Consider the following 12289-nt stretch of genomic DNA (forward strand, 5'->3'; position numbering starts at 1 on the left):
CTCCAGAAGCTGGATTATTCGGCACACGCAAAGTCGCCAAGTCGCAAAGCAAGAAAGAGTATAGCCCACAAAGACACGAAGCCACTAAGAAAAGTTATCCTGTTATCCTGCATCACCTGAAGCTGGATTATTCGGCTCACGCAAAGACCCCAAGTCGCAAACAAGAAAGAGTATAGCCCACAAAGACACGAAGCCACTAAGGAAAGTTTTCTTGTTATCCCGCTTCTCCAAAAGCTGGATTATTCCGCTCACGCAAAGACGCCAAGTCGCAAACAAGAAAGAGTATAGCCCACAAAGACACGAAGCCACTAAGGAAAGTTTTCTTGTTATCCCGCTTCTCCAAAAGCTGGATTATTCCGCTCACGCAAAGACGCCAAGTCGCAAACAAGAAAGAGTATAGCCCACAAAGACACGAAGCCACTAAGGAAAGTTTTCTTGTTATCCCGCTTCTCCAAAAGCTGGATTATTCCGCTCACGCAAAGACGCCAAGTCGCAAAACAAGAAAGAATATAGCCCACAAAGACACGAAGCCACTAAGAAAAGTTTTCCTGTTATCCTGCTTCTCCAGAAGCGGGATCCTTCTTGTTTCCCTCAAAGCCGTAAAGAGAAAAAACAAGTCTTTCCTACAAATTGATCAAATTCGAAGTCTAAATCAAAATAAATATCAAAGGGTATTTACTGCGATTGGATATCTAACTAAAAGAGATTAAGTTTAAATAATTGAAAAGTATCTGAAACTGTTTCTCATGTACATCATATGGCGTGCATGAGCAAGAGTTGCGTGAATAACACAATTTCCTGCAATATTTTAAATGAGATTAGAAACAATAAATAAAGAACTGGAATGCATCTTCTCGACAGTTGAGTTCGAAGAGAACGGTGAAATTCATATCACTGGGGCTGATTGGTATTCTGACGACTTAAGAATTGAGTTTGTAATAAAAACTGGTATTGAGGGACAAAGCCAACTCTGGGAAGCTCAAATTAGTGGAGTTAGAGAAGATTTGATTAAATCGGACTTTGCTGACAAACTAGAACTGTTTGAAGAACATCCACTTCTTTGGACTTACAATCAAAGGCAGACAAATTTATACTTTGGAAGACCAACAGAAAGACCATATGAATTGTTTGTAAACATTTACAACATACATCTTCAGGTGACGAGGAACAGAATTCCATTTGACAAATTTTTAAACAATACATTAGCAACAATTGAGATATGTAAATCGACAATGGGATTATTCGCTAAAGGTCCCATTAAAATAATGGAAGCATATAAAGAGGAACTTGAACGACATAACATGAACCCGTCCATTGTTGGGGGACATAATCCTAAGAGATGGCTTGACGGACACCAGGTTGACGAGACCGAGATTGTTAAAGTATTGGTGATGGGTGACTCTTATGTAGTTGGAGAAACATTTGATTTTCAAAGAGTGTGAAAAAATAATACCGCCAACTTTACCTTGGATCCTGCAGGATAAATCCTTTAGCTTAAAACACACGGCTCTGAAAGCCCGTCTTCTCATAGCAGAGAACCGTTAATAGTTCGAATTCGGCATAAGTATTGAACCTTTCGTGCAACAACATGAAATAACTAAATAGGTTGTATTTAAATTGCAAACAATGGCTGACTGAATAACATCAATTAATGGTCAGGAATTTTCTTTTTTTTTTTCTTCAGCCTTCCTCCCTCATCCTTTTCCTTTTTACCTCTCACTTTCTACCATTTACTTTCCACCCCCTTATCCTTCATCCCTCATCCTTTAAAACATTCCTTTAATCTTTTGACCCAATTGTTTACCTTTGTGGCTTCTTAAAAAAGGCTCCAAAAAACGCTCATGATCCTCTTTTTCCAATCTCCCAAAGCCCTGATTTATGCTGTTCAGGCCAAAAACCCTCTCCCTCAACAAGATATTGACAAACTGAATTGGCTCTTTGGTGAGTCCAAACAGATCCAGGCTGACAAAGTCTTGGGAAAATTTGCCGGTCCTAGAAAGGAAATGATCACGCCTTGGTCTACCAATGCGGTAGAAATCACGGTCAATATGGGGATTTTGGGAATCCAAAGAATGGAAGAATACTTCCCGATAACCGAAAATGACAGCATTGACCCGATGCTTCAAAAAGTATATGAGGGATTGGATCAGGATATTTTTGATATCCATTTGCAGCCTGAAAGAATCATCCCGGTTACAGACATCAAAGCTTACAACCAAAAAGAAGGTTTGGCCCTCAGTCAAGAAGAGGTGGATTACTTGGAAGGAGTAAGCAAATCATTGGGTAGGCCTCTTACAGATTCAGAAGTTTTCGGATTCAGTCAGGTCAATTCGGAGCATTGCCGACACAAGATTTTCAACGGTACTTTTGTGATTGACGGGGTTGAAAAGGACAAGACGCTTTTTCAGCTGATCAAGGAAACTTCCAAAAGACATCCCAATAAAATCGTTTCCGCCTACAAAGACAACGTGGCTTTTGTAGACGGACCCAAGGCACAACAATTTGCACCAAAAACACAGGATAAAGCTGATTTTTTTGAGACTGAAACCATACAAACGGTCATATCCCTCAAGGCAGAAACACACAATTTCCCGACTACAGTCGAGCCTTTTAACGGTGCAGCTACCGGCGCCGGCGGAGAAATTAGGGACAGGTTGGCAGGTGGAACAGCCTCCATTCCTTTGGCGGGAACTGCTGTTTACATGACTTCCTATCCAAGGTCCGAGACTGGTAGAAGTTGGGAGAAAGACCTGACCGAAAGGAAATGGCTCTACCAAACTCCGATGGATATCCTGATCAAAGCTTCCAACGGAGCTTCAGATTTTGGAAATAAATTTGGTCAGCCCTTGATCTGCGGATCGGTATTGACTTTTGAGCATGAGGAAGACGGAAAATCCCACGGATTTGACAAAGTCATCATGCTGGCAGGTGGAGTCGGATTTACAAGGAAAGAATACGCCAAGAAAAACGAACCTAGCAAGGGTGATAAAATCATCGTCATGGGCGGGGACAACTACCGCATAGGTATGGGCGGTGGAGCGGTTTCGTCTGTAAATACGGGTGAATTCAGCAATGCCATAGAGTTGAACGCCATCCAACGTTCCAATCCGGAGATGCAAAAGCGGGTTTCCAATGTGATCCGCGCCATGGCCGAGTCTCATGAGAATCCGATCATTTCCATCCATGACCACGGAGCCGGAGGGCATTTGAACTGCCTGTCTGAATTGGTGGAAAGTACAGGTGGAACGATTCATTTGGACAAATTGCCGGTTGGCGACCCCACACTTTCTGCCAAAGAAATCATCGGAAACGAATCTCAGGAAAGAATGGGATTGGTGGTACATGAAAAGGATGTGGCTACACTTCAAAGGATTGCGGAGAGAGAAAGAGCGCCATTCTATGTCGTAGGTGAAACTACCGGAGACATGCATTTCAAATTTGAGAATTTTGAAACAGAGGAGAAGCCCGTCGATTGGGATTTGGCCTATATGTTTGGAAGTTCGCCAAAAACCATTTTGGAGGATACTCCTGCAACGACAGATTACGAAGAGCCAAAATACTCAGCCAAGGAGCTGAAAACATACATTGAGCAGGTTTTGCAATTGGAAGCTGTGGCTTGTAAGGATTGGTTGACCAATAAAGTTGACCGTTCTGTCACGGGAAGAGTGGCCAAGCAGCAGACCACGGGAGAAATCCAATTGCCCTTGAACAATGTGGCAGTGATGGCTTTGGACTTTACAGGAGAAAAAGGAATTGCAACCTCCATCGGACATGCACCCGTTGCGGCCTTGGCAAATCCTGAAGCAGGATCAAGGTTGGCGATTGCAGAATCACTCACCAACTTGGTTTGGGCACCGATTACAGACGGTTTGGCTGGGGTTTCCCTCAGTGCCAATTGGATGTGGCCCGCAAAAAATCCCGGAGAAAACGACAGGCTTTACCGCGCGGTGGAAGCCATTTCAGACTTTTCCATTGCTTTGGGAATCAACGTGCCGACAGGAAAAGATTCCCTTTCCATGACACAGAAGTATCCCGGAGGTAAGACAGTTTATTCGCCCGGAACAGTCATCATCTCCACAGTAGGGGAGTGTTCAGCTCCGAAAATGACTGTTTCTCCGGATTTGAAGCCTATTGCAGGAAGCAAGGTTTATTACATTGATTTTTCAAAAGACACCGCCAAATTGGGTGGTTCCAGTTTTGCACAGGTATTGAATACCATCGGAAACGATACACCGGATGTGAGGGACAGCCAATACTTTGCGAAAGCATTTATGGTGATCCAAAAGCTGATCGAAAAGGGGGAAATTCTTGCCGGTCATGATATTTCCTCAGGAGGGATGATTACTGCTTTGTTGGAAATGTGCTTCCCATCCACCGAAGTTGGTCTGAAAGTGAAAACCGAAAGATTGGCTGAAAAGGACGTTGTCAAAGCTTTGTTTGCCGAAAACCCTGGCGTACTGATCCAGGTGGCCAATCCGGAAAGAACGAGAGCGGTTTTGGAAAACCTTGGAGTTTCCTATATCTCAGTTGCTGAGGTTACTTTAAATGGTAAAGTTGAGTTGCTCGGTGCTGACCTGACGCTGGATATAGTGGAAATGAGAGATACCTGGTTCAAGTCTTCTTACCTGCTTGACAAAAAGCAAAGCGGTGACAAACTTGCTTTGGAGCGCTTTACCAATTATAAAAAGCAGCCATTAGCATACAATTTTGGGGAAAACTGGAAAGGCACATTAGATGCTTTTGGTTTGAATCCATATAGAAAAGAAGCCTCAGGAAAGCGTGCCGCCATCATCCGTGAAAAGGGTGTCAACGGTGACCGTGAGATGGCTTATTCACTTTGGTTGGCAGGTTTTGACGTGAAGGATGTTCACATGACAGACCTGATCGCAGGACGTGAAAACCTCGAAGATGTTCAAATGATCGTTTTTGTGGGAGGATTTTCCAATTCAGATGTATTGGGTTCTGCCAAAGGTTGGGCCGGAGCTTTTCTTTACAATGAAAAAGCGAAACAGGCCTTAGACAATTTCTATGCGAGAAAAGATACATTGAGTTTGGGTGTTTGTAATGGTTGTCAACTTATGGTGGAGCTTGGGCTCGTTACGCCTGACCATGATGTCAAGCCAAAGATGCTGCACAATGCAAGCCATAAGTTTGAATCAATCTTTGTCAATGTGAATGTTCCTGAGAATGAATCTGTGATGTTCAAATCCCTTTCCGGTAAAAGATTGGGTGTTTGGGTAGCACATGGAGAAGGAAAATTCCAATTGCCAAAACCAAAAGACGCTTACCAGATCGGCATGACATACAGCTATGAGGGCTATCCGGGCAATCCAAACGGATCTGATTATGCTGTAGCTGGAATTGTTTCCGAAGATGGCAGGCACTTGGCGATTATGCCACATATTGAAAGATCGCTTAAACCTTGGAATTGGCCGTACTATCCTTCCGACAAATCAAGCGACGAAGTCAGTCCATGGATAGAGGCTTTTGTGAATGCATTTAAGTGGGTGGGGAGACACTAAATGCTCCCACTAAGACACGAAGGCACGAAGAAAAAGAAATAGAAATAGAAATCCCGCAAAGAAGCCGCTAAAAGATCCCACAAAGACACTGAGCCACAAAGAATATCATTTTCTTTGTGGCTGTTTATTGATCAAAGCACCTATAAATACCCATCGATTTTTCGGTGGATTCCATCTTTTATCAAATTGACTTTGAAATTGATCAGTAATCCAAGCTTGATATTTTTTAATCGCATGTAGGTCAACAACATTTTATGGTGGACCTTCTCGATTGTTTCAACAGATTTTAATTCAATGATAAGTTTGTCATCTAAAATCAAATCTGTTCGAAATCCCCTACCAAAGTTCATTCCTTTGTAAGTCACAATTACCTTCTCCTGTCGTGTAAAAGGGATTTTTCTGATATTCAATTCATAAGCAAAAATCTCCTCGTAAATACTTTCAATTAAACCTGGTCCAAGTTCTTTATGAATTTGATATGCGATATCTACCGCTTCGGTTGCCAATTCATTTTCCGTCATGTTCCAAAAGGGATTATTAAGTTATTTCTTATAGCTTAGTTAAATATAACCTTATTCAATTAAATCAAAAATTCCTTCGTGCCTTTGTGTCTTTGTGGGCGAAAAAAATTTTGCGTCTTTTCTCTAAGGATTTGTGGGCTTTCTTTCTAATTTTATAGCATGCTTTGGACTACTTCTTTTGATATCCCTGAGGGGGAAAGTAAGATTAATCATCACAAACCAATCTTTTCTATCGGTTCTTGTTTTTCTACCATGATCGGTGAGAAATTGGCCGAAAGAAAGTTTCCCATTCTCAATAATCCCTTTGGAACGCTTTTCAACCCCATCTCCATCGCCCAAGTAATGGAAGATGCCGCATTGGAAATGCCCATCAATACGGATATGATTTTGGTCAGGGATGGATTGTACCTACATTTTGGGATGCATTCTGATGTGGTGGCTTATAGTCAGGATTCTTTGGAAAGGTTGATCCACAAAAAGCAGCAGCAGACCAAACAGGTTTTGGAAAATGCCTCTCATATCCTGATCACTTTTGGTACCGCCTGGGTTTATGAATATGGAAATGATGGTCAGGTTGTGGCCAACTGTCACAAACAGCCTTCAGATCTATTTGAAAAGAGATTACTCCACCCTGATGAAATCCAAAAAGCTTTTAGCGGTTTTTTCAATATTCTGAGACAGATCAATCCCGATGTACAGGTATTGTTGACCGTCAGTCCTGTCAGACATATCAAAGACGGCATTCCTGAAGACAGGTTGAGCAAGTCCATCCTGAGGTTGGCGGCTCATGACCTTACCGAAACCTACGATTTTGTGCAGTATTTTCCTGCCTATGAGATTATGATGGATGATTTGAGGGATTATCGTTTTTATAAAGAAGACATGATTCATCCCAACGCGCAGGCCGAAGGTTATATTTGGGAAAGATTCAAAACCGCTTGGGTTGATCCCAAGGCTTTCCCATTGATTTTGGAATTTGAAGGGATCAAAAGAGACCTTGCACACAGGCCATTCAACCCGGAGAGCCCAGCCCACATCAAATTTTTAGACAATCTTCAGAAGAAATTGGAACGATACAGCCGGGATTTTGATTTTTCAAAGGAAATAGACTTGTTGAGAAAACAGGTGCATTCTAGGGGGAAGTGAGGGGAGGTTGGAAGTTTGAAGTAGGAAGGAAGTTTGAATCAGAGTAAATTCTGGTGTTTTTGACCGTTGTCGGGTGACCGATGACCGATGCTTGGACTTGTGAAAAGTAGGTGTTACGGTTGTTTTCATGTTTTTCTAAAGAAAATGAATTCTTTACTCCACGATCAATGACTTTCATGATTTTCCCTGAGAGTAGTGAAGACTCTATATTTAAATAGATTCTTCACCTCCGCAAGCTCCGGTTCAGAATGACGGGGCCAACCCGACAACCCAACAACTTGACAACCCGACAACCCGACAACAAGGACAACCACTACAACCATTACAACAACTACAACCATTATAACCATTCCAACCACCACAACCCTTACAACCAACGAAATGTCCAACCGCCTCATACACTCCCAATCACCTTATCTTCTCCAACATGCCCACAATCCTGTCGATTGGTATCCTTGGGGAGAAGAAGCTTTAAATAAAGCCAAAACTGAAAACAAACCGATCATTGTCAGCATCGGCTATTCGGCTTGTCATTGGTGCCACGTGATGGAAAAGGAAAGTTTTGAAGACGATGCTACGGCTGCCATCATGAATGCCCACTTTGTCTGCATCAAAATCGACCGGGAGGAGCGCCCTGATCTAGATAATATTTATATGGAATCGGTACAGGTCATGGGCGTGAATGGAGGTTGGCCGCTCAATGTTTTCCTGATGCCGGACCAAAAGCCTTTTTATGGGGGAACTTACTTTCCCAACAAGCAATGGAAAGCATTGCTCACCAATATCGCAGATGCGTATGAAAAGCATTTTGACCAACTCGCTGAAAGTGCAGAAGGATTTGGAAGGAGCCTCAACAGGTCGGAGTTGGAGAAATATGGATTGGAGTCTGCCAAGACTGAATTGTCAAGTGAGGAGTTGGCTTATGCCATCAAAAAATTAGAGGATCAGTTCGACTTGGAATGGGGTGGGATGAACAGAAAACCAAAATTCCCCATGCCGGCCATTTGGTCTTTTGTGTTGGAATATGCAATCCTGAAGAAAGATGAAGCCTTGACGGAGAAAGTACTTTTTACACTTCGCAAGATCGGAATGGGCGGTATCTATGACCATCTTCGCGGAGGATTTGCACGGTATTCGGTGGATGGGGAATGGTTTGCACCGCACTTTGAGAAGATGTTGTATGACAACGGGCAGTTGATGACGCTTTATGCCAAAGCTTATCAGGTAAGTGGCGAGGAACTGTTCAGGGAGAAAGTGACCGAAACCATCGCTTGGTTGGAAGCTGAAATGCTTCAGCAGGAGGGAGGTTTCTTTGCAGCCCAAGATGCGGATTCGGAAGGAGTGGAAGGAAAATTTTACACTTGGACGTCAGAAGAGTTGGAATCCATCTTGGCGGAGGATATGCGCTGGTTTGTGAAATTGTACAACATCAAATTCAAAGGAAATTGGGAAGATGAAGTCAATATCCTTTTCCAGACAAAATCATATGAAGAACTTTCCAAGGAAGAAGGTCTTTCAGTTTCAGCTTATGTAAACAGGCTTAACCGAATCAAAACCAAGCTGTTGGAGGTGAGGAATAAAAGGATTTATCCGGGTTTGGACGACAAGGTTTTGAGTGGTTGGAACGGACTTATGGTGGAGGGACTCGTTCAGGCTTATCTCTCTTTGGGAGAGGAAAAAGCATTGAAGTTAGCCCTTGCCAATGGAAATTTTATTTTGGACAAAATGTACCAAGACGGGATTTTGTATCGGTCATACAAAAATGGGAAAGCATATACTCCCGGATTTTTGGAAGATTACGCTGCGGTGATCAAAGGATTAATCTCCTTATACAAAGCTACTTTTGATCAGAAATGGCTACACACGGCCAAGGAATTGACAGACGTTGTTTTGGAGCAATTTTATGATGAGACTGACGGATTTTTCTTTTTCAATAATCCCACAGCTGAAAAACTGATAGCCAACAAAAAAGAATTGTTTGATAATGTCATTCCAGCTTCCAATTCTATGATGGCAAGAAATCTTCAGGATTTGGGTCTGTATTTTTATGAAGACAGGTATCTTGAGATTTCCGAAAAAATGCTTGGATCCATGAAAAAGCTGATCATCACCGAACCGGGTTTTCTATGCAATTGGGTATCATTGTATCTGAGTACTTTGGTAGCAAAAGCAGAGATCGCCATTGTGGGCAAAGGGGCATTAGCGAAAGCAAAAGAGATGCAAGCCTCAAATTCATCCAATTTTGAAATTGCTGCGTCTGAAACTGTCACAGAAAATATTCCGCTATTGGAATACAAAACAGCGGATTCTGAAGGAAATGCCTTAATTTACGTTTGCTTCAATAAGGCTTGTCAAAAGCCTGTTTATGAAGTTGCCGATGCTTTGGCACAGTTTCCATCTTTAGCCTGACCTACCTTTTGGAGAGTTTATTTGGTGATTTATACCCACAGGAAGACAGCAAATCCAACTTATTTGCGGACATCATATTGCCTGTACCCATCCCAAAGATGTTTACCTACAAAATTCCGCGGAGTATGGCGGAGCAGATCGGTATCGGTTTTCGGGTGATTGTTCAGTTTGGAAAAAAGAAGGTACTTACCGGCATTATCGGCAAAGTCCACCAAAAGCCGCCTTCCGCTTACGAAGCCAAACCCGTTCTCGATATTCTTGACAACCATGCTACGGTCAATCCATTACAGATCCGTTTTTGGGCGTGGATGGCGGAGTATTATTGCTGCCATATCGGAGAAGTGATGAATGCGGCCCTGCCTTCAGGACTGAAACTCAGCAGCGAAAGCAAAATCCAACTCAATCCTACCTTTGATTCAGACACCTCTCCGTATCCGCTTGACGACAGGGAGGAAATTTTGCTTCAGGCATTGGCTGCCAAAGATGATATGACCTATGAGGAGTGTGAAAATGTCCTCGGTCTCAAATCAATCCATGGTATCATCAAAAGCTTGGTCATCAAGGAAGCCATTTTGGTTTTTGAGCAATTAAAAGAGAAATATACGCCCAAAGTTGAATCAAGAATCCGGCTTTCCAAAGAGTATGCTTCAGACAAGAAAACCTTGGAAGCCCTTTTCAACGATATCGCCAACAAACCAAAGCAGGAGGAAATTTTGCTCAAGTACCTGCAGGAAATCCCGGTGTACAAAAGTCCTGACCTCAACCAAAAAGGATTGGACAAAAAAGTAATTACCGAAGCTAACCTCTCGGTATCCTCCCTCAAGACCCTGATCAAAAACGGCGTGCTTGAAGAGTTCAAAATTATCATCAGCCGTTTTGAGGAGGAAGAGGGAAATGGAGAAGAGATTGTCCTTTCAGAACTGCAGAGCAAAATTCTTGGAGAAATAAAAATCCAATTTGAAGAAAAAAACGCCGTCCTTTTTCATGGAATAACCGGAAGCGGCAAAACAGAAATTTATATTACCCTGATCAAGGAGGTCTTGGCCGGAGGTTCCCAAGTATTGTTGCTATTGCCCGAGATTGCTCTTACCACCCACATGGTCGGCAGGCTCAGGAAAGTTTTTGGTAGCAGTATGGGAGTTTACCATTCCAAATATTCAGACAATGAAAGGGTAGAGGTTTGGAATGGGGTTTTGAGCGGAAAAATCTCCTTTGTGATCGGCGCAAGGTCTTCTATATTTTTGCCATTTGATAGCTTGGGAATGGTGATCGTCGATGAAGAACATGAGTCATCCTACAAGCAGTTTGATCCTGCGCCGAGATTTCAGGCAAGGGATGCGGCGATCATGCTTTCCTGGATTCACCAAGCCAAAACTTTGCTTGGGTCTGCGACGCCTTCCTTTGAATCTTTTTACAATGCCCGAACCAAAAAGTATGGCTATGTGGCTTTGGACAAAAGATACGGAGAGGCACAACTTCCCGAGTACCACTTGGCGGATATGCTAGTGGACAAAAAGAAAAACCTACTGAAGCTTGATTTTACGAGATTACTCAGAGAAAAAATCCAGGAAGCTTTATCCAATCAGGAGCAGGTTTTGATTTTCCAAAACAGGCGTGGCTATGCGCCTTATATAGCCTGTGAAGATTGTGGATGGATTCCAGAATGTGAACATTGCGATGTCAGCCTGACTTACCATCAGTTTGGGGAGGAGATGCGCTGCCATTATTGTGGGTTCAAGGAGAAAGTCCCGCATGCATGTCCTGCCTGTGGAAGCAATAAATTGGGAGCGGTTGGCTTGGGGACAGAGCGGATCGAAGAAAGTCTTTCCTTACTTTTTCCTGAAGCCAGAATCGCAAGGATGGATTTGGATACTACCCGAAGCAAATACGGATACCAGCAATTATTGGAAGAATTTGGAAGCGGTAACATTGATATATTGGTCGGTACCCAGATGATTACCAAGGGTTTGGATTTCGATCGTGTCACTGTTGTAGGAATCATGGATGCAGACAGGATTTTGTATTTTCCGGACTTTAGGGCCGGTGAGCGTGCTTTTCAGCAAATCACCCAAGTGGCAGGCCGGGCAGGACGGCGGGACAAAAAAGGTTCCGTCATCATCCAAACACGAAAACCTGAGGAAGCCATTTTTGGACAGGTGATTTCCGGGGATTACAAGAACTTTTATATTCAGGAAATGGGGGATAGGCAGCGGTTTTTCTACCCTCCTTTTGTCAAAATCATCAAAATCACGACCCGGCATAAGGATTATAAAATTGCAGAAAAGGCCGCAAGACATCTACATAACCTGATGGGCGAAATCGATGTCAAGAAGATCATGTTGGGGCCGGAAAAGGGATTGGTCGGAAAAATCAAGAACCAATACATCTTCGAATCCATCGCGAAGTTGGATAAATCAGGAAATGCCCAAGCCCAATTTAAACATGATTTGCTCCAGCTTTTGGAAGAAATGCAGGTGCATAAGGATTTTAGAGGAGTGAGGTTTGTGGTGGATGTGGACCCTTATTGAGAAGCGAGACGAGAGACGAGAGACGAGAGTGTAGTACTAAGTATCAAGTACTAAGTACCAAGCTAAGAAAAAGTCCTAGGTACCAAGTCCAGGCTATGAATTCAAAATCAGTTAACCAATTAACCAATTAACCAATTAACCAAATAACCAATAACCAAATAAC

Annotated in this window: 7 protein-coding genes; 5 read left to right on the top strand and 2 right to left on the bottom strand. The window is 42.9% G+C overall.

All coding sequences use genetic code 11. The annotated features are described in order from the left end of the window. The first annotated feature begins 812 nt into the window (after window positions 1–812). Window positions 813–1442, top strand: coding sequence for a hypothetical protein (locus MMU07_RS01485; protein ID WP_241124060.1), 630 nt, complete (start codon window positions 813–815; stop codon window positions 1440–1442). A gap of 399 nt (window positions 1443–1841) precedes the next feature. Next, window positions 1842–5522: a phosphoribosylformylglycinamidine synthase gene (gene purL / locus MMU07_RS01490; protein ID WP_241124061.1), complete on the top strand. Its 3681-nt coding sequence runs from the start codon at window positions 1842–1844 to the stop codon at window positions 5520–5522. 140 nt (window positions 5523–5662) lie between these two features. Here purL and MMU07_RS01495 read toward each other — a convergent pair whose 3' ends face one another. Then, complete coding sequence (locus MMU07_RS01495) at window positions 5663–6043, bottom strand: GxxExxY protein (protein WP_241124062.1); 381 nt, start codon at window positions 6041–6043, stop codon at window positions 5663–5665. A 159-nt stretch (window positions 6044–6202) separates the two neighbouring features. Between MMU07_RS01495 and MMU07_RS01500 the strand changes: the two genes are divergently transcribed. Then, window positions 6203–7189, top strand: coding sequence for a GSCFA domain-containing protein (locus MMU07_RS01500; protein ID WP_241124063.1), 987 nt, complete (start codon window positions 6203–6205; stop codon window positions 7187–7189). Here the strand turns inward: MMU07_RS01500 and MMU07_RS01505 are convergent. Further along, on the bottom strand, window positions 7176–7367 hold the full coding sequence (locus MMU07_RS01505; protein ID WP_241124064.1) for a hypothetical protein: 192 nt from the start codon (window positions 7365–7367) through the stop codon (window positions 7176–7178). The two genes, MMU07_RS01500 and MMU07_RS01505, sit on opposite strands and share 14 nt — an antisense overlap. 203 nt (window positions 7368–7570) lie before the next feature. Between MMU07_RS01505 and MMU07_RS01510 the strand changes: the two genes are divergently transcribed. Next, window positions 7571–9598, top strand: coding sequence for a thioredoxin domain-containing protein (locus MMU07_RS01510; RefSeq protein ID WP_241124065.1), 2028 nt, complete (start codon window positions 7571–7573; stop codon window positions 9596–9598). Between the two features lie 8 nt (window positions 9599–9606). Next, window positions 9607–12126 carry a replication restart helicase PriA gene (gene priA, locus MMU07_RS01515; RefSeq protein WP_241124066.1) on the top strand — a complete coding sequence of 840 codons (2520 nt, stop codon included), beginning with the start codon at window positions 9607–9609 and terminating at the stop codon, window positions 12124–12126. Window positions 12127–12289: the final 163 nt, after the last annotated feature.

This window comes from Cognataquiflexum nitidum, from assembly GCF_022538055.1.
Classification (GTDB): Bacteria; Bacteroidota; Bacteroidia; order Cytophagales; family Cyclobacteriaceae; genus Cognataquiflexum; species Cognataquiflexum nitidum.

Coding starts and splice junctions, on each gene's coding strand:
- MMU07_RS01485 (WP_241124060.1), top strand. CDS start 813: ATGAGATTAGAAACAATAAATAAAGAACTGGAATGCATCTTCTCGACA.
- purL (WP_241124061.1), top strand. CDS start 1,842: ATGATCCTCTTTTTCCAATCTCCCAAAGCCCTGATTTATGCTGTTCAG.
- MMU07_RS01495 (WP_241124062.1), bottom strand. CDS start 6,043: ATGACGGAAAATGAATTGGCAACCGAAGCGGTAGATATCGCATATCAA.
- MMU07_RS01500 (WP_241124063.1), top strand. CDS start 6,203: ATGCTTTGGACTACTTCTTTTGATATCCCTGAGGGGGAAAGTAAGATT.
- MMU07_RS01505 (WP_241124064.1), bottom strand. CDS start 7,367: ATGAAAGTCATTGATCGTGGAGTAAAGAATTCATTTTCTTTAGAAAAA.
- MMU07_RS01510 (WP_241124065.1), top strand. CDS start 7,571: ATGTCCAACCGCCTCATACACTCCCAATCACCTTATCTTCTCCAACAT.